This is a genomic window from Paenibacillus sp. JNUCC 35, from assembly GCF_058269095.1.
On record NZ_CM177771.1, the window covers coordinates 5,984,634 to 6,010,058 of the forward strand.

Here is a 25,425-nt window from a genome sequence, read left to right on the forward strand (position 1 = left end):
CGATGATGCTCCCAAGAGGAGAAAAGCAGCGCTTATCATGCGGGCTGCCCGTAATTATACGGTCTATTTTACGCGAAAAAAGCTTCCAAAGGAAGCTTTTCCTGCATTCCCCGCTTCGGATGCTCATCCAATAGCGCGGTTTTATTTTTTGATGTCCATGATTTCGTATTGGATAACGCCGGCTGGAACCGTCACATCGACTTTAGCGCCCTTCTGCTTGCCAAGGATCGCTTTGCCGACAGGACTTTCATTGGAAATTTTGTTCAGGAAAGGATCGGACTCGGCTGTACCGACAATCGTATACTCGACAAGATCGCCGAATTCGAGATCTTTGAGCGTCACGATAGAACCCACGCTGACGGTATTGATGTCAACTTCGTCCAAATTGACGATACGGGCATTACGGAGCATTTTCTCCAGGGTAATGACGCGGCCTTCAATAAAAGCCTGCTCGTTCTTCGCATCCTCGTACTCGGAGTTCTCACTGATATCCCCGTAGCCGATGGCTACTTTAATCCGTTCGGCCACCTCGCGGCGTTTAACCGATTTCAAATGTTCGAGTTCTTCCTCAAGTTTCTTGAGGCCTTCCTGGGTAAGGAGCACTTCTTTTTCACTCATACAAACCTATCTCCCGTCGTGTAAATTCAAGGAAATGCTATACGAATTCACTCATTTATTCAAAAAACTTAACGTAAAGATGCAACTTATTGCCTGATTATAGGGCAACCAATTGCAATTGTCAATGTAACCCAGCGCCCCCTTTACTTAGTGCAAAGCAGGCTGTTCTTCCTGATTATCGGACATATTGTCGAAAGAACTCGCATATTCGTCCAAGATGCGGACCATGCCGTCACGGGTCGTCTGTTCCATAATGGCGTCCTTCAGACGGGCGGCGCCTTTCATGCCTTTGAGATACCACGCCATATGCTTGCGCATTTCCTTGATGGCCACGTTTTCGCCTTTGAGCTTGATCAGACGGTCCATATGAAGGGTCGCGATTCGCATTTTCTCTTCGGCTTCCGGCTCCGGAGGCAGCTCGCCTTTGGTCAGATACTGTACAGTGCGATACAGCATCCAAGGGTTACCCAGCGCGCCGCGGCCGATCATGACGCCGTCTACACCGGTTTCATCGATCATCCGCTTGGCATCTTCGGGTGTTACGACATCCCCGTTCCCGATAACCGGAATGGAGACGGACTGCTTGACGTCGCGGATGATGTTCCAGTCCGCTTTGCCGGTATAGAGCTGTTCACGCGTACGGCCATGCACACTGACGGCGGAACCGCCGCCGCGTTCGACCGCCTTGGCGTTCTCGATTGCGTAAATATGCTCGGAGTCCCAGCCGATCCGCATTTTGACCGTAACGGGTTTGTTCACGGAGCCCACTACCGTCCGAACCATTTCTTCGATTCTCGAAGGGTCGAGCAGCCAGCGTGCCCCCGCATCGCATTTCGTGATTTTGGGTACGGGGCAGCCCATGTTGATATCGATAATATCGGCATTCGTATTGGCGTCGACATATTTAGCGGCTTGCACGAGCGTTTCCGTATCGCCGCCGAAAATTTGCAGGCTGAGGGGCTTCTCGCGTTCGTCCACGTAGAGCATCTCCATCGTACGGGAGTTGCCGTGCACAATCGCTTTGTCGCTGACCATCTCAGCGCAGACCAGGCCGCATCCGAACTCTCTGGCGATCAGACGGAAGGCGGGGTTGCATACGCCGGCCATCGGTGCCAGTACAACGTTATTCGGGGCGACGACGTCGCCTATTTTTAACATGTGTTCTCCTCCTATTTGCCGGAGGGCGGAAGAAGCTCCTCCGGTTCAATGCCCAGGGCATTGGATATTTTCTGAATCATCCGGGTATCCGGTTTACGTGTTCCCCGTTCGATGGAACCGAGAACGGCTATTGAAACGCCGAGCAGTTCGGCGAGTTGGTTCTGGGTGTATCCTTTCAGCTTGCGGAATGCCCGGATTCGCTGGGCCACTGCATTTTTTTCCACAACATAACGCCTTCCTTTCCATCCAGTTTAGCCAACTGTTTCTCTATGGATGCAAACGATGTGTTCGGTATATGTGAAAAAAGATCTGCCAAGGGGACTAACACAAACGCTCGCTCCTGCATACGAGGATGCGGGACAATCAAATCCGGCGTGCGGATCTCCCGCTCCCCGTAAAGCAGCAAATCCAAGTCAATCGTTCGGGGACCGAAGCGAATGTCTCGGACTCTGCCCAGCACTTGCTCGATGTTCTGCATGACTGCAAGCAGCCCTTCCGGAGAAAGGCTAGTATGAACGGCTGCGGCCATGTTTAAAAAGGCATCCTGGTCCACATACCCGACCGGATCCGTCTCGTAAATGGCCGAACAGGCCAGCATTTGAACGTGCGGATGTTCGTCCAGCTTCTTAAGCGCTTCGGCTAGATACCGCTCCCGGTCTCCAATGTTGGAACCAAGCGCGATATACGCGGTCGTGATGTCGGCAGGGCTCATGATTGCGCCCGCTTCCGGCTTATCTCAGCGGTCACGCCTGCAAAATGAATATCGAAAGGCGGATGTGGTTTGATTACCCGCACCGTCACTTCTTCGATACTAGTATAAGTTTCAAGAAGGGAGGATGCAACCTGCTCCGCCAGAGCCTCGATCAATTTAAAGGTTCTTTTCTCTACGACCTCTTTAATAACGGCATAAGCTTCCGCATAGTTGATGGAATCTTCTATGTTATCGGTACGGCCGGGTTTGTCCAGCGGCATGTGCAGCTCGACATCCACATAAAAACGCTGTCCCAATTTATTCTCTTCGGCAAAAACGCCGTGATACCCGTAAAACTCCATACGTGTCAGTATAAGTTTGTCCATTACATGTCTTCCTCCTCAAGCCTCAAAATCAGAATAGGCGCAAAACTGCCGGTCCGTAATCCAGAAGACTAACCGGTCAGATTCAGGCTCTACATACTCCCGGGTCCGCGAACGATCGCGTCCGTCATGACGGCTACCCGCTTCATTGCCTGCACATCGTGTACACGGATGATATCGCAGCCCTGCGCAATCCCAAGCGCCGTTGTAGCCGCCGTTCCTTCAATGACATCATCCGGCGGAAGTCCGAGCGTCGTGCGGATCATACTTTTGCGGGAAGTGCCAAGCAGAACGGGATATCCCAGTTCCACAATAGCCTCCAGCCGGTTCATCAGCCATAAATTCTGCTCGTAGCTTTTGGCGAATCCGATACCGGGGTCGAGGATGATATTCGTCGTCTTCACTCCCCGGCTCAAAGCGAGATCAATGCTTTCCTGGAGATCCTGCAGAACTTCCGGCAAAAAATCCGTATACACGGCCTCCGGGCGGTTATGCATGAGAATAACCGGACAGCCGGCTTGAGCCGCCACGCCAGCCATGTCCGGATCCGCTTTGAATCCCCATACATCGTTGATGATATGGGCGCCCGCTTCGATCGCCTGTCTCGCGACCTCCGCTTTGTAAGTATCCACCGAAATCGGAACCTGAACGTGCCGGACCAGTTCCCGGATAACAGGTACGACCCGTTCCAACTCCTCCTGGAGCGAAACAGGCGCGTGTCCCGGGCGGGTCGACTCTCCGCCGATGTCGATCATATCTGCGCCTTCCTCCACCATGCTCAGCGCGTGTTGTACCGTATGCTCCACAGTAGTGTAGGAGCCTCCGTCGGAGAAAGAATCCGGTGTGACGTTCAGAATTCCCATAATGAGAGTCCGGCGTCCGAGTTCAATGCTTGTCTCTCCTGCTGCCAACGTTCGAATCATTCCAAAAGTCACTTCCTAAGGCTAGAGTAATCTCGTGCATTCCCGATACAACTGAGCCAGGCGGCTCGTAACAGGTCCGGCCGTTCCCCGTGAGACGGTTATCGAGCCGCCTCGTTCATCAAACAGTTCATTTATAGAGACAATTTCCTGAACGGAATTGGTCACAAAAATTTCGTCTGCCTCACACAGCTCGCTCCAGGGAAATAAACCCTCGCTTATTTCCAACCCTTCCTCTTCTGCAAGCTTAAGGACAAAAGCGCGCGTAATGCCGGGAAGAATGCCCGTTGTCAAAGAAGGAGTGAAACACACGGCTCCTTTGATCCAGAAAATATTGCTGACGATCCCTTCCGCTACATATCCGCCGTTATCCGTAAGAAAAAGTCCTTCCGCCCCCTGCGCCCACGGATAGTTCATCATTTCTCTTTTAGCAAGGATATTATTCATGTAATGAAATGACTTGTGCCTGCGTCCGCTTTCCGGCGTATTTCTCCGCAGATTCAGCAGCTGAAGGGGACGTGAGGCAGGCTGATCCGCGTTCCGCTGCGGAAGGCTTTTGACGTAAATAATCTCGCTGGGATTCTCATAAAAAGCGCCGCCCGGCAAACCGAGCATATCCACTCCGGCCGAAACGGCATACCGGAAATAGGCGTCCTCCAGTCCGTTAGCCTGCAGAAGATCCGCCACTCTGGCCCTCATCCCTGTCTCGTCCGTATGAAACGGAATGCCCAGTTCCGCACAGCCCTCGCGGATTCGCTCCATATGCTCCCGAAGTAAAAAAGGGTGTCCGTTGTACGTGCGAAACGTCTCGAACAGCCCCATGCCATATAAAAATCCGTGGTCGTAAACGGAAACGACCGCTTCTTTTTCTTCTACCAGATTTCCGTTCATCCAAATCTTCATTTAAGCTCCGGTTCCCGCCGGTACGGTACTCCCCAAGAAATTGCGGAGCAAAGTCAGGCCGTGGTCCGTAATGATGGACTCCGGATGAAACTGCACACCCTCGATCGGGTACTCTTTATGACGGAGCCCCATAATCTCTCCTTCGTCCGAGGTGGCGCTAATTTCCAGACAATCCGGCAGCGTTTCTTTGCGGACGATCAGGGAGTGATAACGCGTTGCCGTGTAGGGAGAAGGAATGCCTTCGAAAATCGTTTTGCCGTCATGGTGAATCGGAGATGTTTTACCGTGCATCAGTTTGCCGGCCCGAACCACGTCACCGCCGAAAGCCTGACCGATAGCCTGATGGCCGAGGCAAACGCCCAGAATAGGGATGCGGCCTTTGAAATGGCGAATCACGCCAAGGCTGATGCCCGCTTCGTTCGGGGTACAGGGTCCCGGCGAAATTAAAATGTGATCCGGCGATAGCTCCTCAATGCCCGACAGCTCTATGGCATCGTTGCGTTTCACGACGATCTCCTGCCCTAATTCACCCAGATATTGAACCAGATTGTACGTAAACGAATCGTAATTATCAATGACAAGAATCATGCTTGTCTTCCTCCTCTACTCTTCTACAGGACTTCTGTCCCTGCTCGGCTCATGCTGTGCTCGCTAAACTGGATCGCTTTCCATAACGCTCTCGCTTTGTTCAGGGCCTCTTCGTATTCACGGTCCGGCACGGAATCGATCACTATTCCCGCACCCGCCTGAATATAACCGCTGCCTCCGGCCGCTACGAGCGTTCGTATAAGTATATTAAATTCCATATTGCCGTTGTAGTCAATCCATCCCATCGATCCTGTATACGGGCCGCGCCGGACCGGCTCCAATTCTTCAATGATCTCCATTGTCCGGATTTTCGGCGCCCCGGTTATCGTTCCTCCCGGGAATGCGGCCGCGATGACGTCAAACGCGTCCAGGCCTTCCCGCAGCTCGCCGGTTACCTCCGAGACGAGGTGCATCACGTGAGAGTAGCGCTCGATCACGAAAAACTCATCGACCTTGACGGAGCCGTACCGGGCGATCCGCCCAAGGTCGTTGCGCTCCAGATCCACGAGCATCACGTGCTCCGCACGCTCCTTCTCGTTGGAGAGAAGCTCGTCCGCAAGCCGGGCGTCCTCTTCCGGCGTGCGGCCTCTCGGACGCGTGCCCGCGATGGGCCGGGTGCGCAGGTGCCTGCCCTCGAGCTGGACCAGCAGCTCGGGCGAACCCGACACAAGCGCGAAGCCGGGGAACCTCATCAGCCCCATATAGGGCGACGGGTTCACGATGCGCAGCGCTTCGTAGATCTGCTCGGGCGATGTTTGAAGCGGTCTGCTTTGGCGGACCGACAAATTAACCTGGAAAACATCCCCCTGCCCGATGTAAGCCTGAATCCGCTCGACGGCGCGGATGAAAGATTCCCGCGGAAAGGCCCGGCTGGCGCCTTCCGCCGCTTCCGCCTCCAGCGTGGTGTCTTCGCCGGCGCTTACAAGCGCCTGCCACTCCGCTTCGCGCTGGAGCCGCTTTGCGCCGGCCTCGGCGTCCCCGGCCAGCCCGCGCCAGAGCCGGAGCATGCTCTCCGAACGCTGAACGGCGGCCTGGTAGAGCCGGGAGAGGTCGGAGGCGGAGGGCTCCGCCGGCAGCGGGGTATGCACGGCCGCGTAAAGCCGGCCTTCCTCGCGGTCGAAGACCCAGACCTCGTCGTAGCGGGCGAAGCTGTATTCCGGCAGCGGAAGGTCGTCTTCCGCCAGCTTCGGAAGCTTCTCCATGCTCCGCACGACATCGTAGCTCCAGAATCCTACGCAGCCGCCTGTGAATTTGGGGGCCCCCGCTACATCCGGGGAGCGCCAGGGAGCCATCCACCTCTTGACGGTATTCAGCGGAGCGCCTTGCATAGGAACGGAACGCCAGCCGTTCGGGACGGCCCCGTCCCGTTCCGCGGCTTCAGCCGATGCCGCACTGCCGCATATGGCCGCAACCGGGTGCAGCCCGAGGAAGGTATACCGGCCTCCTCTGCCGCTCTCCAGTACGAATGCGTGCGTGCCCGCCGCTCGCCATGCATGCTCCCAGGTGCTGATTTCTTCCGTCCATGGGATGCTTGTTATATAAGGAACGGAGGTGTAGGCGCCTGCTTGCGCCCATTCCGTCCAGTCAGCCAAGGTGGTTAACGTTATTGTTGTCGCAGACATGCAGCCAGCTCCTCATTCTGCTCTATACTCATGCAGTAAGGTAAGATAGGTTAGCGTTCAATCGAAACGGTACGAATTGTGTTTTTTCTGCAAATTCCGTATGCTACACGCCACGATCTTCCTGTTCGAAGACCACTTACAGGTTTAAAGCATCGTGTAAAAACAGACCCGACGGTTCGGTTTGCACCCGATTTGTCACTTAGTATACTTGAATTGACTCAAAATAAAAAGCCTCCAGCACTGAACTGCTGAAGACTTTCGGAGAGTTACGGTTCTTATCCGGTTCTATTCGTCGAATTGATAAAGCGGAGTGCTCAAGTAACGCTCACCGTTGCTTGGAATGACGGCAATAACACGTTTGCCGGGTCCGAGTTCTTTGGCGACTTTAAGGGCAGCGAAGATCGCCGCACCGGAAGAAATACCGCCCAGAATCCCTTCTTGACGGGCAACGCGGCGCGAAGTTTCGAAAGCGTCCTCGTTGTCGACCGGGATGATCTGATCGTAGATTTCCGTGTTCAAAATGTCCGGTACAAAGCCGGCGCCGATCCCCTGGATCTTATGCGGGCCCGGCTTGCCTCCCGACAGAACCGGCGAAGCGCTTGGCTCTACCGCTACGATTTTGATGCCCGGGAAGTTCTCGCGCAGCACCTCGCCCGTACCGGTGATCGTTCCGCCTGTTCCGATTCCGGCGATAAAAGCATCCAGCTTGCCGTCATGGCCTTTGATGGCTTCGACAATTTCCGGACCTGTCGTTTCACGGTGGATTTTGACGTTAGCCTGGTTTTTAAACTGCTGAGGAATAAAATAGCCAGGGTTCTCCGCTTGAAGCTCTTCCGCTTTGCGGATAGCGCCCTTCATGCCTTCGGCTCCCGGTGTCAGAACAAGCTCGGCACCGTAAGCGCGCAGCAGATTGCGGCGCTCCATGCTCATCGTTTCCGGCATAACCAGAATGGCACGGTATCCTTTCGCTGCCGCTACCATGGCCAGACCGATTCCCGTGTTGCCGCTCGTCGGCTCTACGATCGTGTCGCCCGGCTTCAGCTTGCCTTCCTGTTCAGCGGTTTCGATCATGCTGATGGCAATCCGGTCTTTTACACTTGCTCCCGGGTTCTGGAACTCAAGCTTTACGTAAATTTCCGCGCTATCTTCCGGAACGACCCGGTTTAATTTTACAAGCGGAGTATTCCCGATTAACTGTGTAATGCTTTCCACCAATTTAGCCATTCGTGTCACCCTCCCAGGTTTGAAAAAAAGGATTTATATCCGAGTTATTAGGTTGGTATTATAATCCTATATTATCAGTGCCTAAGACCCTTGTCAACACCTTACAATTCTCTAAGAATTCGGGTTTAATCCCGGGTCGGCAATGGTCGCTTTCCACTTTTGGCGGAGGGACAGCAAATACTCGTTAAGAGGAGGAGCTTCCTGCAGGGCGAGCTGTTTCCGCACACTCTCCCGGATAGCCGCTTCGTCGAGACCGGTATTCATTTTTTTCTCCGTGATTAAAATAAGGGCATATCCTCCCGCGGTCTTGATTGGCGCGCTCAATTGGCCGACCCCTAATTTACGGGCCGCCTTCATGATCTCCGCCGGCTGGAACGGATCGTCCTCCTCCATCCAGCCCAGATCTCCTCCCTGGCTCCCGGAATCGTCCAAAGAACGGTCCCTCGCCAAAGTCGCGAAACTCTCCCCGCCCTGGTAGGCGGCCGTCGCCTTTTTAGCCTGATCCAGAGTGGACACGACCATTTTGTGAAGGTGAATTTGAGCGGTCTCCTTGAATTCTTCAGGATGCCCCTGTATGTACTTGGTAATCCGGTCGTCTGCTATCTCGACGTCATGCGTCGCAAGCTTTTCGAGCAAAAGTTTATAGAGCACGTCTTCTCTGACATCCTCTTTGCTCATTCCGAGCTGTTCTTTCATCGAATCGTAAAAGTTTTGTTCGTTTTCGTAGCCCTGCTGCATCCGTTTCAGCTCATGGCCGATTTCCGCTTCGCCGACGTCCACTCCTTGCTCCTTGCCTTCCAGCCGGAGGGTCTCGCGGTCCAGCATTTGATTGAGCATTTCGGCACCGTAGTGTTTGGTCAACTTCTCCGTCAATTCGCCTTGTGTAAATTCACGGCCCGTGATCCGGGCCACGATGTGACCGTCGGCAGGAGTTTCCCCGGAACGTCCGCCTGCCGCCGACTTCTTCCCTAGTCCCGTTTCCGACAATTGTAGTGACAAGAGGACAATGACTCCTATCGACAAAGCGAGGATAGCTCCCCACAACACTTTTACATTGTGCATGCTCTCTCCCTCGATTTGTTACTTGTTGATGGAATCCAACATAGTTTGCAGCTCTTCGCGTTCAAATTGGTAAGCTTCGTTACAGAAATGGCAGACGACTTCCGCCCGTCCGTCTTCGTCGATTAAAGATTGAAGTTCATCACGGCCCAAGCTGATGATGGTTTGCTCCACTCTTTCCCGGGAACATTTGCATTGAAAAGATACGGCAGACCGTTCCATAATTTCTACGGAAGGCAGCACTTCTTTCAGCACTTCTTCAAGCGATGCGCCGCGATCCAGCAGGGTAGTGATCGGCGGAATCTGTGCCAGCGTCTTTTCGATTTCAGTGATTTCATCGTCCGTCAGCCCCGGCAGAAGCTGAATAATGAACCCTCCGGAGACTTTGACCGTCCGGTCGACGTCCACAAGTACACCAAGGGCAACAGCCGAAGGCGTCTGTTCGGACTTGGCGAAATAGTAGGTAAAATCTTCGGCCAGTTCACCGGAGACGATCGGAATGCTGCCGCGGTAATTTTCTTTAAGCCCGAGATCTTTCGTTACATATAAAAATCCGTCCGTTCCGACCGCGCCCGCCACATCCAGTTTGCCCTTGGCGTTCAATGGCAGATCTACATTCGGATCGTCTACATATCCGCGTACCTCGCCCTTGGAATTGGCGTCAACGACGATAGAACCGATAGGTCCGCCGCCCTTAACCTGCAGGGTCAGCTTTTCTTCGCCCTTCAGCATAGCGCCCATCATAAGACCGGCTGCGGCCGTTCTTCCCAGGGCGGCCGTGGCTGTCGGCGTTGTATGGTGCCGTTGGCGGAGTTCTTCCGTAATGGAGGTCGTCAGGACGGCAAACGCCCGGACTCTTCCTTCCAGCGCAGTTCCGCGGATTAAATAATCACTCATCACGTTACCCCGTTTCTTGTAAGCTATTCCTGCTTCGCATTTTTGGCATAAATAAAGCGCAGGCCTTCCAGCGTCAGCATCGGATCGACGACATCGATCGTACGGGATTCGCTTGCGATCAGCTCGGCCTGTCCTCCGGTCGCGATAACCTTAGGAGCAATGCCGAATTCCTGTTTGACCCGGTCCACGATTCCGTCTACCTGGCCGACATAGCCGAAAATGATTCCGGCCTGCATGGCCGATATCGTATTACGTCCGACAACACTCTTGGGCTTGATCAGTTCGATACGCGGCAGTTTGGCCGCCCGCTGATACAGAGCCTCGGTTGAAATCCCAATGCCGGGCGCAATCGCACAGCCGATAAGCTGCCCGGCCTTGTCTATATAATCGTACGTGGTCGCCGTACCGAAATCAACAATGATGCAAGGAGAGCCATACAGCTCGAGCGCAGCCACGGCATTGACGATCCGGTCCGCCCCCACTTCCTTCGGATTATCGACCCGGATGTTGAGCCCCGTCTTGATGCCGGGCCCGACGATAAGCGGCGTTCTCTTCACATATTTTAAACAAAGGTGTTCCAGCGCAAACATCAGAGGCGGTACGACAGATGAAATAATGACCCCTTCGATCTGCTGGATATCAATGCCGGCATATTGAAAGAGGTTATGAAACATCATCCCGTACTCGTCCACGGTCGCAGAGCGATTCGTGCCGAGCCGCCAGTGATGAAGCAGTTCGGTGCCCTGATAAATGCCCAGGACTATATTGGTGTTGCCAACGTCAACGACTAAAATCACAAGGAAACTCCTTTCTGCTCGTTAAGATCCAGACTGATATCAAGCGCAGACACGGAGTAGGTCAGTCTTCCGACGGAAATCACATGTACCCCTGTTTCCGCCAGCGATTTGATCGTTTCCAGCGTAACGGAACCGGAGCCCTCCACCAATACATGCGGAGCCTGGCTTTTTACGATGGAAACGGCTTTGGCCATATCGGCCGCTTTCATATTGTCCAGCATAATAATATCCGCGCCAACCGCAATGGCTTCGTCCAACTGTTCGAAGTTCTCCACCTCGACTTCAATTTTCATCGTATGAGGGATTCTCGAACGAGCCGCACGGACTGCCGCCGTAATGCTGCCTGCGCCTTTGATGTGATTATCTTTGATCATGACGGCATCGTACAGGCCGTAGCGGTGATTGAACCCGCCGCCGACTCGTACGGCGTATTTCTCAAGCATCCGGTGCCCCGGTGTCGTTTTCCGTGTATCGACGAGCCGGGTAGGAAGACCCTCCAGCGCGTTCACATATTGACGCGTACGCGTGGCGATACCGGACATCCGTTGAAGAAGATTGAGAGCAAGCCGTTCTCCCTTCAGGATACTCCGAGTGTTTCCCGTCACGATGGCTATCACCGTCCCCTTGGAAACAAACTCCCCTTCCTTTACCTGCGGCGAAAACACCAGGTTCTCGTCCACTTCCGCGAATACTTCCTGCGCTACGCGCAGGCCCGCCACAATTCCGGATTCTTTCAGATGAATGATCCCTTTGCTCTGCTGGTCCGCGGGGATGGTGTACATCGTGGTCACATCACCGGTTCCGATATCCTCGTCAAGCCACAACTTGATGTTCTGCCGTATTTGTTTAAAGTTTAATTCCATCATTAAGTATCCACTCCTCCGTCAGACCACATTCACGGTTTAATACGGTATGTTTAAGCCACTGCTCGTCTTTGCGCTGCGGAAAATCTTCCCGGTAATGCCCGCCGCGGCTTTCTTCACGGCGCAGCGCGGCTTCGGCTGTCAGCAGCGCGCAGGTCAGCAAATTAGCGAATTCGTAATCTTCCCTGCGGGTAAGGCATGAGTCGAAGGACGGCAGATGCCGTTTAAGTTCGTCGAGTCCCCGCTGAAGCCCGGCCGCATCTCGGCGGACTCCCGCATAACGAACCATGACCTTCTGCAGCTTCAATTTTTTCTCTACCATTGCCTGTTTCGGCAGCTCCGTACGGGCAGCGGTTTCCTCACCTGTCCGGGGCACCTGGTTCAGAAGCGGAGCAAGTGACCGGATACGATCTATAATCCGGCGTCCGAAAACAATCGCTTCGGATAACGAATTGCTCGCCAGCCGGTTAGCTCCGTGTACACCCGTAGAGGATACTTCCCCGCAGGCGAACAACCTCTTTATGTTGGTTTCCCCATGCAGATCGGTCTTTACCCCTCCCATCATATAATGGGCGGCAGGGGCGACGGGAATCCAGTCGCTTGTCAAGTCCAGACCGAATGACAGACAAGTTTCATAGATGGTAGGGAACCGGTGCCGGATCATCTGTTCCGGCTCATGGGTTATATCCAGGTAGATGAAACTGGAACCCGTCTCCTCGATTTCGCTGACGATCGCCCGGGCTACTACATCTCGGGGGGCAAGCTCGAGCTGGGGATGGTATTTCTCCATAAATCGCTCCCCTTTGATGTTGCGCAAATAAGCGCCCTCACCGCGGACTGCCTCCGAAATTAGAAAACGCGGCGCTCCCGGGTAAACAAGCACGGTCGGATGAAACTGGATAAATTCCATATCACGTATGTCAGCTCCGGCACGGTAAGCGATCGCCACCCCGTCTCCGGTCGCAACGTCCGGGTTAGTTGTGTAGCGGAACAACTGACCCGCACCGCCTGTACAAAGCACGGTCGCGTTGCCCTGGACATATACACGCTGTCCATCGGGCTTTTGAACCAGGGCACCGCAGCATTCCCCATCAACCGTAATCAGATCAATTACAATATGATCATCCCAAATTTCAATGGACGGGTTATTCTTGGTATTTTCGGAAAGCGCCCTCACAATCTCAGCGCCGGTCGCATCCCCATTCGCATGGAGAATTCTCCGCTGGCTGTGAGCACCTTCTTTGGTCAAGGCGATTTCCCCGTTTTCCAAATCAAACTGCGTCCCCATCCCGATCAGGTCCTGTACGCCCTGCGGTCCTTCATGAACCAGTACGTCCACAGCATCTCGCGAACACAAGCCCGCGCCAGCGACAAGCGTATCCTGTAGATGATACTCAGGCGAATCTTCATCGGAAATTACAGCGGCAATTCCACCTTGGGCATACCGGGTGTTGCTGTCCAGAAGCGATTTCTTCGTAATCAAAAGCACGCGTTGAGAAGCGCTGGCCTGCAGGGCCGTGAATAAACCGGCAATTCCTGCGCCGATAATGATTACGTCGGTTTTATAGTGCGGAATGGCGGTCAAATCCGTATCCGTTAAGTATCTAGGTATCATGGCGGTTCACCCGTGCCTTCAACAAAGAGAGTAGCGCATGCTACTTAACTTGTAACATGCGCTCTAAGGAAAGCTTTGCTTTTTCAGCCACTTCCGGTGCTACATAGATTTCAGGCTGCATGGTTTCCAGACACCGGACGACTTTTTTCAAGTTGTTTACTTTCATATTCGGGCATACCAGATATTTCGTGGCAAAATGAAAGGTTTTATTAGGGCTGTCTAAACGAAGCTGATAGCCTGTTCCGTCTTCCGTTCCGACGATAAACTCCTGGCAATCGGATTCACGGCAGTACTTGATGATGGCCGTCGTGCTGCCTACAAAATCTCCGAGCTTTACAACCTCCGGTCGGCATTCCGGGTGAACCACGAATTGCGCGTTGGGATGAGCCGCCTTCATTTCCTCGACATCTTTGACGGTCAGCATATCGTGGGTGTTGCAGTAGCCTTCCCAGATGATCATTTTTTTGTTTGTGAATTTTGATACATAGTCGCCTAAATTTTTATCCGGTACCCAGATAATCTCCTCGGCATCGATCGATTCGATGACTTTTCTTGCATTTGCGGATGTGCAGCAGATATCCGTTTCGGACTTCACTTCCGCTGACGTGTTGATGTAGGCGACAACCTTCGCATTGGGATGCTCTTTCTTCAGAGCCCGCAATCCTTCCACGTTCACCATGTCGGCCATTGGGCAGCCGGCCCGTTCGTCGGGAATAATCACCGTCTTGGTAGGAGCGAGAATTTTAGCGCTTTCCCCCATAAAGTGTACTCCGCAAAAAACGATAACATCTGCATCGGTTTCAGCGGCTTTCTGAGCCAGAAGAAATGAATCCCCGCGGAAATCGGCGACTTCCTGAATCTCGTCACGCTGGTAGTAATGAGCGAGAATAATGGCATTGCGTTCTTTCTTAAGCTCTAAAATTCGCTCTTTCAGCAGTCTGTTCTGCTCGGCTTTTCTTTCGAGAGCCAATGCCTCCATGAATGCATCCTCCTTATATGAAGCGGCACGCCCTATGTTCAATAGCTATGGCGATCGCCTTCTCACCCTTGTGAACTCTTTGTAAAAGGCAATTCAAGTATCACAACTAAATTTACACAACATGCTTGGACGTGTCAATCCGCAAATCCGGCCGCTAAAATGAAAAAACCGGACGTCCGCGGGGACATCCGGTTGTATGCTCAGTTCTATCGGCTATGCCTGGTTGTTGCCTTCATCATCCGGTTTATCCGGATTCAGTTTGGTCCGTTCAGGCGTTTCGGTCTTCAGTTCGATTTCAGGCGCAGGTTCCGGCTTAACGCTGTCATCCTGTCCCTGGATCGTAACTTTTATATCCTCATTGCCCGAAATGTGACCTTTCTCAAGAAGCTCCACGATCTGTTCCTTATCGAGCGTTTCTCTTTCGAGAAGCGTTTGAGCGACAAGGTGAACTTTGTCCTTATGAGTATTCAGGATCTGCTTCGCCCGGTCGTAGCACTCCCGGATGATCAGCTGCATTTCCTGATCGATTTCATAAGCGATCGCATCGCTGTAGTTCTGCTCATGACCGATATCGCGGCCCAGGAATACTTGGCCTTGGCTGCTGCCGAACTGCATCGGGCCGAGCTTGTCGCTCATACCGAATTCCATGACCATCTTGCGAACGATTCCGGTCGCTTTCTGGAAGTCGCTGTATGCTCCTGTCGCGATCTCGCCGATGAAGATTTCTTCGGCAACGCGACCGCCAAGAAGTCCGGTGACCTTGTCGAGCAGCTCGTTCTTGGTCTGCATCATCCGGTCTTCGCCTTCTTTAGGAAGCATCATCACGTAACCGCCTGCGCGGCCGCGCGGAACGATCGTTACCTTATGAACCATGTCCGCATTCTCGGCATAGTAACCAATGATGGCGTGACCGGATTCATGGTAAGCTACCGTACGCTTCTCGCGCTCGCTGATTACGCGGCTTTTCTTCTGCGTACCTACGATAACACGGTCGAAAGCTTCTTCGATCTCGGCCATCGAGATATCTTTGCGGTTGCGGCGCGCTGCGATAAGCGCCGCTTCGTTAAGCAGGTTCTCCAAGTCGGCACCCGTAAAACCGGTGGTGTAACGCGCGATGGAGTCCAATCTTACGTCTTTGGCCAGCGGCTTGTTGCGCGCGTGAACCTTGAGGACCGCTTCGCGGCCTTTCACATCCGGACGGTCAACCGTAATCTGACGGTCGAAACGTCCCGGACGAAGAAGCGCCGGGTCCAAAATGTCCGGACGGTTGGTAGCCGCGACGATGATGATTCCCTCATTCGCTCCGAAACCGTCCATCTCGACGAGCAATTGGTTAAGCGTCTGCTCGCGCTCGTCGTGTCCGCCTCCGAGGCCTGCGCCCCGCTGACGGCCGACGGCGTCGATCTCGTCGATAAAGATAATACAAGGCGCGTTCTTCTTCGCATTCTCGAAGAGATCCCGTACACGGGAAGCACCGACACCGACGAACATTTCCACGAAGTCGGAACCGGAGATGGAGAAGAACGGAACTCCGGCTTCACCCGCAACTGCACGGGCAAGCAAGGTTTTACCGGTCCCCGGAGGACCGTTGAGAAGCACGCCTTTCGGAATGCGGGCTCCTACTGCAGAGAATTTACGCGGATCTTTAAGGAATTCGACGACTTCGATCAATTCCTGTTTCTCTTCATCCGCGCCGGCAACGTCTTCGAACGTGACGCGCTTTTTCTCTTCATTATATAAGCGTGCACGGCTCTTGCCGAAATTCATGACTTTGCCGCCGCCGCCCTGAGCCTGGTTCATCAAGAAGAAGAACAGGACGAAGATGATCACAAACGGAATGATGGACGTCAGGAACGAAATCCAAACGCTGTCGCCTTCCATTTTCAGATACTCTTCTTGAACCCCCGCTGTTTCGATCAGCTCTACTACACGTGAATCAAATGGACCACGGGTAACGAATGTAGATTTATCCGCCGCCTTAGGATTCTTGTATTGCCCGTTGATCAGGTACGTGCCCCCGTCGACTTTAATTTGAAGCTTCTCGACGTTCTTGGACGTTAATTCCTGCCGGAACTGGTTGTAGGTAATCGCTTCTTTCTGATCGTTCTGCGTACTAATGAAATGCACAATACCGACTGTTACCAGGAAAATCAATAAATAAAAACCGGTATTCCGGATAAAGCGATTCATCCGCTACCTCCTCTCAAACGACACACTTTTTATATTTTACCACAGCATGTCTTAGCATCACAACAAAGCCGGCCGTGGGACATACCCGAGTGTTCTTAAGAAGAGTAAATCTCTGGTTTCAGAACACCGATGTAAGGAAGATTGCGGTATTTCTCGGCATAATCAAGTCCGTAGCCTACGATAAACGCATCCGGAATTTCAAAACCGGCATAATCGGGCTGCAGATCGACGGACCGTCTGGCAGGTTTGTTGAACAGAGTAACCACAGACACGGACTGGGCATTTCTTCTCTCAAGCACGTCAATGAGGTAGCTCAGGGTCAAACCGCTGTCGATAATATCTTCGACGATCAGTACGTGACGTCCTTCTACGGACACGTCCAAATCTTTAATGATTTTGACGACGCCCGACGACTTGGTCGATTGTCCATAGCTGGATACCGCCATAAAATCAAGCTCAAGCGGAATCGTAACCTGCTTCACGAGGTCCGCCATGAAAATAAAAGCTCCTTTAAGCACACAAATCACAAGCGGATTGCGGCCTTCGAAGTCTTTGGATATCTGGGCTCCAAGCTCCTGTACCTTAGCTTGAATTTGTTCCTCCGAGTAAAAAACTTCTTGAATGTCGTTAAACAAGGATGCTCCCCCTACTTAATAATATGAAAACTGTGACAAATCATTCTCCAAGGCCGTTTCCCTCAGTCACCGGGGGCTCAATCCGGATGTGCAGCCAACGTACGGTTCCCGGTCCGACAAGCGCATGGCGGGAACGACGAACGCCCGGTATCCACAGAACCCTTCCTTCTGCATCCATAAGCAGCGGAAGCCGGTCTCTGCGGCTGGGCGGTATTTTGGCATCCATGAGAATATCTTTTACTTTTTTGGTGCCGTTTAAACCAAACACGTCCAAACGGTCCCCGGCTTGCCGGTTTCTCACCGACAACGGCATCCGAAGGGCATCAAGGTCAAACCAAGCCTCGTCGGGGCAGGTTGCCGGAATATCGGCGCCGCCGACTCCATCCCGCTCCTCGGCCGTAAAACCAAAGGTCATTCCGGCTTCCGGAATAGGCAGAAACGGCTGCTGCAAGTCCACTTGATGCAAAAAAGCCGCATCCCCCGACCTGGCTGATGTCTCGGATCGAAAACAGATACGTTCGTACTCGCGAATCAAGGCAATACGTCCGTCGATTGGCCATGTGAGATTGGAGGGACCGTCCTGCACAATTGCCGTACGAATCGCCTCTAATCTTGCATAATCGACGTTTTCCTCTTGAAAAGCGAGATAATTTAATATTAGTTTAATCACACGCCTTTGTAAAGCGACGTGCAAGTGAACAAAATCACCCCGATCCAAGCTCACTGCACCCGCCTCGGTCTTGACGACGGAAGCATACACGCGGTCAGCTTCGTGTTCCATATAATCGTTCTCGGCCGTCATGATTTCACCCATCCGGTTCAAGGACTCCGGAAGCTGATCGTTATATTGGCGCAAATAAGGCATCGCATCCAGCCGTATCCGGTTCCGGAAATACTTCCGCGAATCGTTGCTGCTGTCCCGGCAGTAAGCGAGCCCCAGGAAATCACAATAACTAATTACCTCTTTCTTGTATATACGAAGCATAGGCCGGACGAGTTCCACTTTTTTTTCGGCTCGCCGCTCGGGTATTCCCGTTAATCCTCCGGGCCCGGTGCCCCGTAAAATCCGCATCAGAATCGTCTCGGCCTGATCGTCCGCGTGATGGGCAAGCGCGATTTTGCTTGCGCCATACTTGCGAGCCGTCTCAAAAAGGAACTCATACCGTTTCCGCCGCGCCGCGACCTGAGAGTTCAAGGCTGTTTCTTCTATATAAGCGGGCACATCAATAAAAGCCGACTCGCAGGGCAATCCTAGATGCTCCGCAAAGGAAGCGACGAATGCCGCTTCACGGTCGGACTCTTCCCCTCTGAACCGGTGATTGACATGCGCTACGATGAGGCGCCAATTCCTTGAACCCGACAGCCCGTACAGCAAATGAAGAAGCGCAACCGAATCCGGTCCTCCCGACACGGCTACAACGACGGTGTCGCCCGGTTCCAGCAGCTTCTCTTCGGCGATACGGCTCTCGACGGCCGCACGGACCCGGAATCCCGGGTCCAATCCTTTGCTGCCGGGCTCCCTATGGTTAGCCTCTCTGGGCTGCCGCTTCCCTTCCATGATTGTTTCCCCGCTTTCCGTCAACTGCTGCAGCACCCTGCTAATCGGCCCTTGTAACGAAAGGGCGGAAGTCTTGACCTTTTTTCAGTCCAGATAAAAGTAAACGATCGTTCCCAGCAAAACAATCAAGGATATCGTCAAAAACAGAACAATCCCGGGGGCTTCTTTGCGTTCGGCCGGGACTTTGATACCGCGCGCCTTCTTGGCTTGTTCCCTCCATACGGCAAGCGCTTCTTCGGAAGAAGCAAACCGGTTATTCAGAGCCTTCAGCAAAAAAGGAGCCAAGCCTTTCATCCGCTCGCTGCTTTTGACGATATCCTCAAGCATGGAGATATTCCGGTTCTGTGGAAGCTCCTGCAGGGCGGGGCGGAACGCGTCGCGTTCATCCAGTGTTTTGATGATCAGAACGGCGAACGAAAACAAATCGTAGCTCTCCTCCGCAACCCGTTCTCCCGCACACCAGTAGCCGCGGTCAAAAATCTCCGTAAACTGCTTAACCGCACGTCCCTTGGCCGTCATGCCGCCGAAATCTATCAGCTCCACGCTTCCATGCTCCGTAAGAACGAGATTGTCGGATTTCAAATCTCCGTAGATAAACCCGCTGCGGTGCAGTTCCGTAAGCTTTTTAAGCAGATTCGATCCGATCACGTAAATCCAGTCCTTGCCGTAGGTCCGTATGTATTTCGATAAAGAAAGACCCTGTATGTAAGGCATGATAAAAAACGACAAGCGGCGTCCCTCGAATTCCGCATCGTCGGCATCCAGCAAAAATCGGCTGAACGACGTATCCGTTTTGGAAAGGGACTGCAGGGCGTTTACTTCGAACTGATGGTCGAGAGGATCGTATCCGATCTTCATCGCATACCGGCGCTCGCCTCTGCGTACAAGCAGCACTTGGCCGTTCGCTCCCGAACCCAGCCCGCGCACAACCGTATAAGTTCTGCCGTTCCAGATCCCCTTGAGGGTCGTACCGAGCGGCAGGGCGGGCTCATACGACGTAGTCACGCAGCATCCCGTCCTCATCGTCTGAATAGATAGGTTTACCCGATACGTACGCCGCCACTTTCAGCATGGCAGGTCCGGTAGGGGTGGTGCCCTTCATGTTTAATTTATAGAACATCTTATCCAGATTTGCAAGATTTGACGTCCAGCCCGAATCCATTTCCACATCAGGATCACCGTCGTGCCGTCCCGGAAAATGAAAAACCGACAGTTCGCTTGTTCCGCTCCGCGCCTTGAGACTCAGCAGCAGATCGGAGATGGCCTCACGCACCGCCGCCATCTTCGGCTTCATGCTGGCGCTGGCATCCACCAGCAGCGCGACGCGGAGGGAACCGCTCTCCGCAAGCTCGTCTATGACGCGCACGACCTCGGAGCGCTGTGCAGGAGGCAGCTCGGTCATGTCCCCGCTGCCGAGTATGCTCTGCAGCTCCCGGCTGACCGCCTGCTGCACCGTCTGCGTCACGGTCTTGCGCGTCATCATCTGCACGGTCTGCGACAGCTGCTGCGGGGTTGCGATCCGGCTCATGCCGCCGCCGGCTTTCGCAATCTCGCGGATTTCCTCGGCGCCGAGCAGGCCGAGCTCGCCCTGGTCAACGACACCGATCACGTTGACGGTAATGCCTTCCGCGCGGGCTTCCGCCGCAGCGGCCGCCGGGCTGATTCCGACGTTCGAACAGCCGTCGGTGATTAGTAGGATCTGTTTCATCTCTTCCGCCTCCAACCTATGAATGTTCTTACTAGTTTCGCCAAGTCTGCGAGATTTTAATCATAGGGGGAAAGATTAGAGGCTGGTCGCCCGGTCGATCGGGTGGCGGGACCTTTTCAAGAAAAAGCAGCGGGGCACCCGTTAGGATACTCCGCTGCACGGCTGCATTTGTCGAATTTCAGCATTCGGCCTCCTTTCTATTCTGGCAGGTCACCGTTCTATCGTTATCGGGGCGCTCAGCTCACCACCTTCGGCCGCTCGATCCGGTTAACGCCTGGCCAGCGGAAAGTTGCCCATTCCGGCTGATGCTTCTCGACACGCGCCGCGACCACGGTCATGTCGTCGATAATCTCCCCATGGTGGCAGCGCATAACGCGATCAAGCAGTCTATCGGCAAAGTCCTGCGGAATGTCCGTATCGATTTCCTGAATCACCCGCTTCATCCAGATTTCTTTGTTGACCGCATGCCCGGGTGCGTCGTAAATGCCGTCAGTCATCATAATCAGCAGGTCTCCGTGCTGAAGGGATCGCGACAGCAGGTCCACTTCGATGTCCTGCAGAATGCCGACCGGCAGGTTGTTAGCCATCACCGGAATCACTTCGCTGCCTCTTTTAATAAAGCTCGGTGTGGACCCGATTTTCATAAAGGTCGTCTCTGCGCTGTACAAATCAATCAGGGCCATATCCACCGTCGCATACACTTCGTCGGAAGAACGCAGAAGCAGAACGGAGTTAACCGATTTGATCGCGATTTTCTCGTCCATGCCCGATTGAAGAAGCTGCTGCAAAATAGTAAGCGCAGCCGAGCTTTCCGCCCTGGCCCTCTCGCCGTTGCCCATTCCGTCGCTCAGCGCCACGACGAATTTGCCGTTGCCCAGCTCCGCTACGGAAAAGCTGTCCCCGGACAGCAGTTCTCCGCCTTTGGCTGCTCCCGCGATCCCCGTTTCCACTTCGAATTCTTTGGCCGAGCCGAACAATACCGTGCTGTAACCTTCACCCCTCGGGAGCATTTCCTCATTTTTCACCGCAATATGTTCTCCGAGAATTTCACTTAACAGAGGCGCTATGATTTTGCGGCACTCATCGAAGCCTTTTGTATATTGGTGGATGATCTCGATCTCCACGTTACCTTCGTCCAGCGAAATAACATCAATGCTGTGTATGGAAAGCCCGAGATCCTCCAGAGCCTGACGAATCTGTTCCTCCTGCAGAAAGAGCTCCTGGCCCTCCCGCTTGATCTCCTTCGCCAAATCCTCCATGACCTGGGACACACCGCTTAATTGATCCGCCACAATCTGACGGCTGTCCGAAATCTGCTTTTTCCAGTGCATATCATTCTGATATTTCGCATACTGGTTTTTCATAACATCCAGCACCTGATCCGGCTTCGTACAGGCCTGCTTCCAATCTATCGGAATCTGCTTCCGCGAGAAGTTCGGATTCAGCTCGATTTCCGTCATCATGCTCGTCATAAACTGATACGTTTGGTAGAAACGCTGGTCCCAGCAGCGGACCCGTTTCGGGCACATCTGGCAGGTCTGGCAGGAAACAGCCTCCATGAAATGGCTGATCTCCTCTTCCTTAGGTACCGGCTGGCTCTCGACTGTAAGCTGTTTGAAACTCCGGGCCAACTGCATAAACACCTGTGAAAACTGCTCCACCCGGCCGGCCGTAATATCCCTGACGCGTTTGGCGTAATCCTGCTGGGATTTGAGGTTCTCCTGGGTACCCGGCACGTATTTGGCCAGCGTCTGGAGAACGCTCTTGGGTGTGAGCAGGAAAAGCGCTACCGCCGCAACGGATTCCCAGGTGGAGTTCATGACTTCCCCCTGCGTCCCGATATAAATGGAGAGGATCGACGAGCCGAGCAGCATGCCGAAGGCTACCGCCATCCGTCTGCCTTCCTTCAGCAGGCCCGCCAGCATGCCCGAAAAGGCCAGCAGACTCATCTGGTAAATCGCATTTGTATTGGCGAGACTTAAGATAAGACCCGTCACCACACCGACCGAGGCTCCGAACGGCGCTCCGCCCACCAGTGCGAATAACAGAATCAGGTAACGGGAGACAACGTGCTCAACCGTAACCGGTCCGAGCGTCCAGCCCACGGTGCCGGTCATCATGGACGCCAGCAGAATGATCAGACAAATGATCTCTTCATGCTTGAGCTGATAATTTTTGCGGGTCAGCGTGAAGACGGGAACCGCTTGTACAAAAATAAGCGTAAGCACCAGACTCAGCACCGATTCCACTCCCGTCATCGTCAAGGAGTACCAGGAGAGGTCCGAGCTGACCAAGTGAGCGAACATCTGCACGAGCAGCGTTGTGATGAAGACGAGCACCGGCGCCAGCGAGATATCCGAACGCTCGTATTTCTCCAATCCTTTCTGGATGAGGAGAAACACGATCATCTCGGTCAGGATAAACCCGCTCTGAGGTTGTACGGCCAGTAAACTTCCGGCAAATAGAAACACGCCTGTCCATAGAAGCAAATCGCGGCGCTGGAAATACATGACCGCAAAAAAAGCTATCGAAAACGGAGCAAGCTCCTCAAGGATCATGGCTCTCCCCAGCAGAAAGGCCATCAGCAGGAGCAGGATAGACCATTTCTTGGCTACAAACGATTGAATGAGTCTGTTTTCCGCCACTCTGCCCTGAGCTGCCGACTTCGTCCGCTGCACCGCGCCTGCCCATTGCAGACCGATGGAAAGTGCACCATTTCGTTTTTCCATGTTCAGACACCACCATTTCTCTTAGTGGTGTTTATTATAGGTGGGTTCTATCATAGATTTTGTCACAATGAGTTACTAGAGTTTAAGAAATTTCCGACAAAAAAAGGGAGCCTGTCAGGTCGGCGCGAATGCCTACCCCATGGGGGCTTGGCTTCTCCCTTCCGAACAGCCGTTCCGAAGCGGCGGGAGCTTGTCACCGGTAAATGGGATGCGTATGCGGTAAGGTTGTGTCGATTCCCCGAATAACCGCATGTTAATCGACGCAAAAAAACCACATCCGCCGAAACGGAATGTGGTTGTAAATTTGTGTAAATAGTAGAGCGAGGAACAATTAGTCGCGGCGTCCGCCACGTCCGCCACGCTTGGAGTCCTGCTTCTTCAGCGAAGAAATGCGCTCTTCACTGTCCTTGAGGAAACGGTTCATCTTGTCTTCGAAAGACAATTTGCCGGGTGCGTTACGGAAGCCGCCACCGCGTCCGCCGCGGTCTCCACGGTTACCGAATCCGCCACGATCTCCGGAACGAGGGGAGTCGAACTTGCCATTGCCTTGTCTTTCAGGGCGAGCAGGTTCAGCGGGCTTTTCAATCGTCTGCTTGATGGATAAGCCGATTTTCCCGTCCTTGTCCACGTTGATGACCTTGACCAGAACCTTGTCTTCCAGCTTGAGATGGTCGTTGACATCCTTCACGTAGTTGTCGGCAATCTCCGAGATATGCACCAATCCGGTGACACCTTGTTCAAGCTCGACAAATGCCCCAAAGTGAGTGATCCCGGTCACTCTTCCTTCTAATTTGCTGCCCACTTCTATTGCCATAAAATACAATGTTCCTCCCTTAAATTGTTCAAAAGAATGGCTATGCCGATTATACCCCATTGCTGAATAGACGGTCAACATGGAGAAAAGCCCAAATAATCCGGTTTTACGGATTTTGTGATTTGGACGTCGGTATAAAAAAACGCGTTTCTCCTTCGCGGGCATAATTCAACTCGCTGCGGATGACTTGCTCCAAATACTCAGGGTCGTGCAAACGGGCAATCTCCTGCTGAAGGTCCGCTTTACGCTTCTGTTCATCGGTTAACTCCTGTTTGATCTGCTGCATTTCTGCACGCTTCTCGCTGATCTTGCCATGTTGTCCCCAGAATGTAACTCCCGCCCACGTCAGAAAACCGAGCAGAATGACGGCGGCAATACGGAATCTGCGGCGCGTGCCTTTGCTATTCGATTTAGGTTGCGTCTGCGTTGATTTGGGTGGAACAGGCATTAATCTCTGAGCCTCCTGATCGTGCAGGGCCATGTACAGTTCGACCCATACCCGGTTACTTACCCTTGCGGAACCACTTCTGAAACAGCTGCTTCAAAAAATTTACCCACCGCAGCACTCGGGCAGGTACCCGTAAATGCTTGTACAGGGGACGTGTCAGCCAAAGCAGCAATTTCCACACAGGGTAAACCAATTGTACCACAACTCGGAACAGGAACATAGCCAGCGCCGCCAAAAAGCCCAACAGCACCCAGACCAGCTTGTATAACCCGATCACAGGCTTGATAAAGAGCAGCGTAAACATTCGCCTGAAAAAGCGGAGGAGCCATTTAACGGCCCGGATCAGGACCGCAATAACCTTACGGACGGTACGGCTCAGCGTCATCATGTAAACCAGCAGGCCGATAATTAACCCGACAAAGACAAAGAATCGGACTTGTCCCTGATTGCTGTGCACGAGCGTCCCGAACACGCAGACGGTCGCCGTAATCCAGTAAACCACATCCGCAAGCGGGAAAGTCCAGCGCGGCAGCCGCAGCTGCACGAACACCACCCGGAAGGCGTCGTAGAGCATCCCCAGTCCCATCCCGCTGACGAACATGAACCACAAGGTTAAAAACTGGACGTTCAGTGTCACTTGAACAGCTTACCCAGAAATCCCTTGTTTTTCTCCGGGGAATTTGCGTCCACATAAGACAAGGCGTTGACGTATCCTTCTATCGCCACCAGTCCCTGCTCCAGACTCAAATTCTTGATATGCAGATTCTGGCCCTTAATGAGCAGAAACCCGCAGTCCGTCTCCAGCAAAAATTCCTCACTGTCAAAGCTCTCCACATTCTTCACCCCGGAGATCTCCAGCAGCTTGCGGTTGAGCATTTTCACTTCCTGCCGTTTGGTCTTTCCGGCCTCCATCATGGCGAGTCCCCCCTACAGCTTTTCCTACCACTACGATATGGGGGGATGTCCGTTTTTAGAACACCCGGAAATACGTAAAAAAGAGGCCTAGTCGGCATAAGCCGCCTTTCA

Annotated in this window: 26 protein-coding genes; all 26 read right to left on the reverse strand. The window is 53.4% G+C overall.

Annotated features, from left to right (window positions below):
• Nucleotides 1-141 precede the first annotated feature (141 nt).
• The 26 genes from greA to yabP all read right to left on the reverse strand — a co-directional run bounded on the left by greA (nt 142) and on the right by yabP (nt 25,314).
• Nucleotides 142-618 (reverse strand): transcription elongation factor GreA, encoded by a 477-nt coding sequence (gene greA, locus AC2TF6_RS27110; RefSeq protein ID WP_042235239.1) that lies wholly within the window; start codon nt 616-618, stop codon nt 142-144.
• Nucleotides 619-765: 147 nt separating this feature from the next.
• Nucleotides 766-1,776, reverse strand: a complete 1,011-nt coding sequence (gene dusB, locus AC2TF6_RS27115) for a tRNA dihydrouridine synthase DusB (protein ID WP_009671892.1) — start codon at nt 1,774-1,776, stop codon at nt 766-768.
• 11 nt (nt 1,777-1,787) lie between these two features.
• Nucleotides 1,788-2,000, reverse strand: coding sequence for a helix-turn-helix domain-containing protein (locus tag AC2TF6_RS27120; RefSeq protein WP_009671865.1), 213 nt, complete (start codon nt 1,998-2,000; stop codon nt 1,788-1,790).
• Nucleotides 1,952-2,488, reverse strand: a complete 537-nt coding sequence (gene folK, locus AC2TF6_RS27125; RefSeq protein ID WP_491309299.1) for a 2-amino-4-hydroxy-6-hydroxymethyldihydropteridine diphosphokinase — start codon at nt 2,486-2,488, stop codon at nt 1,952-1,954. Before folK ends, AC2TF6_RS27120 begins: the two co-directional genes overlap by 49 nt.
• Nucleotides 2,485-2,853: a dihydroneopterin aldolase gene (gene folB / locus AC2TF6_RS27130; protein ID WP_317956957.1), complete on the reverse strand. Its 369-nt coding sequence runs from the start codon at nt 2,851-2,853 to the stop codon at nt 2,485-2,487. Before folB ends, folK begins: the two co-directional genes overlap by 4 nt.
• An 89-nt stretch (nt 2,854-2,942) precedes the next feature.
• Nucleotides 2,943-3,773, reverse strand: coding sequence for a dihydropteroate synthase (gene folP, locus AC2TF6_RS27135; protein ID WP_491309300.1), 831 nt, complete (start codon nt 3,771-3,773; stop codon nt 2,943-2,945).
• Nucleotides 3,774-3,794: 21 nt separating this feature from the next.
• Nucleotides 3,795-4,673, reverse strand: a complete 879-nt coding sequence (pabC, locus tag AC2TF6_RS27140) for an aminodeoxychorismate lyase (RefSeq protein ID WP_491309301.1) — start codon at nt 4,671-4,673, stop codon at nt 3,795-3,797.
• Nucleotides 4,674-5,261, reverse strand: coding sequence for an aminodeoxychorismate/anthranilate synthase component II (gene pabA, locus AC2TF6_RS27145; protein WP_491309302.1), 588 nt, complete (start codon nt 5,259-5,261; stop codon nt 4,674-4,676).
• A gap of 23 nt (nt 5,262-5,284) precedes the next feature.
• Complete coding sequence (locus tag AC2TF6_RS27150) at nt 5,285-6,883, reverse strand: anthranilate synthase component I family protein (protein WP_491309303.1); 1,599 nt, start codon at nt 6,881-6,883, stop codon at nt 5,285-5,287.
• Nucleotides 6,884-7,168: 285 nt separating this feature from the next.
• Nucleotides 7,169-8,107, reverse strand: a complete 939-nt coding sequence (gene cysK, locus AC2TF6_RS27155) for a cysteine synthase A (protein ID WP_218231769.1) — start codon at nt 8,105-8,107, stop codon at nt 7,169-7,171.
• 111 nt (nt 8,108-8,218) lie between these two features.
• Nucleotides 8,219-9,169 (reverse strand): peptidylprolyl isomerase, encoded by a 951-nt coding sequence (locus AC2TF6_RS27160; protein WP_491309304.1) that lies wholly within the window; start codon nt 9,167-9,169, stop codon nt 8,219-8,221.
• Nucleotides 9,170-9,187: 18 nt separating this feature from the next.
• Entirely contained in the window at nt 9,188-10,063 is an 876-nt protein-coding gene (gene hslO / locus AC2TF6_RS27165; RefSeq protein ID WP_009671895.1) for an Hsp33 family molecular chaperone HslO, read from the reverse strand.
• Nucleotides 10,064-10,086: 23 nt separating this feature from the next.
• Complete coding sequence (locus AC2TF6_RS27170; protein WP_317956950.1) at nt 10,087-10,860, reverse strand: type III pantothenate kinase; 774 nt, start codon at nt 10,858-10,860, stop codon at nt 10,087-10,089.
• Entirely contained in the window at nt 10,857-11,726 is an 870-nt protein-coding gene (gene nadC, locus AC2TF6_RS27175) for a carboxylating nicotinate-nucleotide diphosphorylase (RefSeq protein ID WP_009671861.1), read from the reverse strand. Before nadC ends, AC2TF6_RS27170 begins: the two co-directional genes overlap by 4 nt.
• On the reverse strand, nt 11,707-13,338 hold the full coding sequence (gene nadB / locus AC2TF6_RS27180) for an L-aspartate oxidase (RefSeq protein ID WP_491309305.1): 1,632 nt from the start codon (nt 13,336-13,338) through the stop codon (nt 11,707-11,709). The genes nadC and nadB overlap by 20 nt, the downstream gene beginning before the upstream one ends.
• 40 nt (nt 13,339-13,378) lie before the next feature.
• Nucleotides 13,379-14,317 carry a quinolinate synthase NadA gene (nadA, locus tag AC2TF6_RS27185; protein WP_009671902.1) on the reverse strand — a complete coding sequence of 313 codons (939 nt, stop codon included), beginning with the start codon at nt 14,315-14,317 and terminating at the stop codon, nt 13,379-13,381.
• 213 nt (nt 14,318-14,530) lie between these two features.
• Nucleotides 14,531-16,507: an ATP-dependent zinc metalloprotease FtsH gene (gene ftsH, locus AC2TF6_RS27190; RefSeq protein WP_491309306.1), complete on the reverse strand. Its 1,977-nt coding sequence runs from the start codon at nt 16,505-16,507 to the stop codon at nt 14,531-14,533.
• A gap of 95 nt (nt 16,508-16,602) precedes the next feature.
• Nucleotides 16,603-17,142, reverse strand: coding sequence for a hypoxanthine phosphoribosyltransferase (gene hpt, locus AC2TF6_RS27195; RefSeq protein ID WP_009671909.1), 540 nt, complete (start codon nt 17,140-17,142; stop codon nt 16,603-16,605).
• 40 nt (nt 17,143-17,182) lie between these two features.
• Nucleotides 17,183-18,700, reverse strand: coding sequence for a tRNA lysidine(34) synthetase TilS (tilS, locus tag AC2TF6_RS27200; RefSeq protein ID WP_491309307.1), 1,518 nt, complete (start codon nt 18,698-18,700; stop codon nt 17,183-17,185).
• 84 nt (nt 18,701-18,784) lie between these two features.
• Nucleotides 18,785-19,705 carry a protein kinase domain-containing protein gene (locus tag AC2TF6_RS27205; RefSeq protein ID WP_009671868.1) on the reverse strand — a complete coding sequence of 307 codons (921 nt, stop codon included), beginning with the start codon at nt 19,703-19,705 and terminating at the stop codon, nt 18,785-18,787.
• Nucleotides 19,689-20,408: a vWA domain-containing protein gene (locus AC2TF6_RS27210; RefSeq protein ID WP_009671875.1), complete on the reverse strand. Its 720-nt coding sequence runs from the start codon at nt 20,406-20,408 to the stop codon at nt 19,689-19,691. Before AC2TF6_RS27210 ends, AC2TF6_RS27205 begins: the two co-directional genes overlap by 17 nt.
• A 236-nt stretch (nt 20,409-20,644) precedes the next feature.
• Nucleotides 20,645-23,137, reverse strand: a complete 2,493-nt coding sequence (gene spoIIE / locus AC2TF6_RS27215; protein ID WP_218231775.1) for a stage II sporulation protein E — start codon at nt 23,135-23,137, stop codon at nt 20,645-20,647.
• 331 nt (nt 23,138-23,468) lie between these two features.
• Complete coding sequence (locus tag AC2TF6_RS27220; protein WP_016424266.1) at nt 23,469-23,951, reverse strand: S1 domain-containing RNA-binding protein; 483 nt, start codon at nt 23,949-23,951, stop codon at nt 23,469-23,471.
• Nucleotides 23,952-24,057: 106 nt separating this feature from the next.
• Nucleotides 24,058-24,399, reverse strand: coding sequence for an FtsB family cell division protein (locus AC2TF6_RS27225; protein WP_009671876.1), 342 nt, complete (start codon nt 24,397-24,399; stop codon nt 24,058-24,060).
• Between the two features lie 55 nt (nt 24,400-24,454).
• On the reverse strand, nt 24,455-25,036 hold the full coding sequence (yabQ, locus tag AC2TF6_RS27230; protein WP_491309308.1) for a spore cortex biosynthesis protein YabQ: 582 nt from the start codon (nt 25,034-25,036) through the stop codon (nt 24,455-24,457).
• Nucleotides 25,033-25,314 (reverse strand): sporulation protein YabP, encoded by a 282-nt coding sequence (gene yabP / locus AC2TF6_RS27235; protein ID WP_009671862.1) that lies wholly within the window; start codon nt 25,312-25,314, stop codon nt 25,033-25,035. The genes yabQ and yabP overlap by 4 nt, the downstream gene beginning before the upstream one ends.
• Between the last annotated feature and the right edge of the window lie 111 nt (nt 25,315-25,425).

Excerpts from the sequence above, each read along its gene's own strand:
- folK (WP_491309299.1), bottom strand. The coding sequence starts at position 2,488 with ATGAGCCCTGCCGACATCACGACCGCGTATATCGCGCTTGGTTCCAAC.
- folP (WP_491309300.1), bottom strand. The coding sequence starts at position 3,773 with ATGATTCGAACGTTGGCAGCAGGAGAGACAAGCATTGAACTCGGACGC.
- pabC (WP_491309301.1), bottom strand. The coding sequence starts at position 4,673 with ATGAAGATTTGGATGAACGGAAATCTGGTAGAAGAAAAAGAAGCGGTC.
- folB (WP_317956957.1), bottom strand. The coding sequence starts at position 2,853 with ATGGACAAACTTATACTGACACGTATGGAGTTTTACGGGTATCACGGC.
- greA (WP_042235239.1), bottom strand. The coding sequence starts at position 618 with ATGAGTGAAAAAGAAGTGCTCCTTACCCAGGAAGGCCTCAAGAAACTT.
- nadB (WP_491309305.1), bottom strand. The coding sequence starts at position 13,338 with ATGATACCTAGATACTTAACGGATACGGATTTGACCGCCATTCCGCAC.
- hslO (WP_009671895.1), bottom strand. The coding sequence starts at position 10,063 with ATGAGTGATTATTTAATCCGCGGAACTGCGCTGGAAGGAAGAGTCCGG.
- AC2TF6_RS27150 (WP_491309303.1), bottom strand. The coding sequence starts at position 6,883 with ATGTCTGCGACAACAATAACGTTAACCACCTTGGCTGACTGGACGGAA.
- cysK (WP_218231769.1), bottom strand. The coding sequence starts at position 8,107 with ATGGCTAAATTGGTGGAAAGCATTACACAGTTAATCGGGAATACTCCG.
- tilS (WP_491309307.1), bottom strand. The coding sequence starts at position 18,700 with ATGGAAGGGAAGCGGCAGCCCAGAGAGGCTAACCATAGGGAGCCCGGC.
- AC2TF6_RS27160 (WP_491309304.1), bottom strand. The coding sequence starts at position 9,169 with ATGCACAATGTAAAAGTGTTGTGGGGAGCTATCCTCGCTTTGTCGATA.
- AC2TF6_RS27210 (WP_009671875.1), bottom strand. The coding sequence starts at position 20,408 with ATGAAACAGATCCTACTAATCACCGACGGCTGTTCGAACGTCGGAATC.
- nadA (WP_009671902.1), bottom strand. The coding sequence starts at position 14,317 with ATGGAGGCATTGGCTCTCGAAAGAAAAGCCGAGCAGAACAGACTGCTG.
- AC2TF6_RS27220 (WP_016424266.1), bottom strand. The coding sequence starts at position 23,951 with ATGGCAATAGAAGTGGGCAGCAAATTAGAAGGAAGAGTGACCGGGATC.
- nadC (WP_009671861.1), bottom strand. The coding sequence starts at position 11,726 with ATGATGGAATTAAACTTTAAACAAATACGGCAGAACATCAAGTTGTGG.
- dusB (WP_009671892.1), bottom strand. The coding sequence starts at position 1,776 with ATGTTAAAAATAGGCGACGTCGTCGCCCCGAATAACGTTGTACTGGCA.
- spoIIE (WP_218231775.1), bottom strand. The coding sequence starts at position 23,137 with ATGGAAAAACGAAATGGTGCACTTTCCATCGGTCTGCAATGGGCAGGC.
- pabA (WP_491309302.1), bottom strand. The coding sequence starts at position 5,261 with ATGATTCTTGTCATTGATAATTACGATTCGTTTACGTACAATCTGGTT.
- ftsH (WP_491309306.1), bottom strand. The coding sequence starts at position 16,507 with ATGAATCGCTTTATCCGGAATACCGGTTTTTATTTATTGATTTTCCTG.
- yabP (WP_009671862.1), bottom strand. The coding sequence starts at position 25,314 with ATGATGGAGGCCGGAAAGACCAAACGGCAGGAAGTGAAAATGCTCAAC.
- AC2TF6_RS27225 (WP_009671876.1), bottom strand. The coding sequence starts at position 24,399 with ATGCCTGTTCCACCCAAATCAACGCAGACGCAACCTAAATCGAATAGC.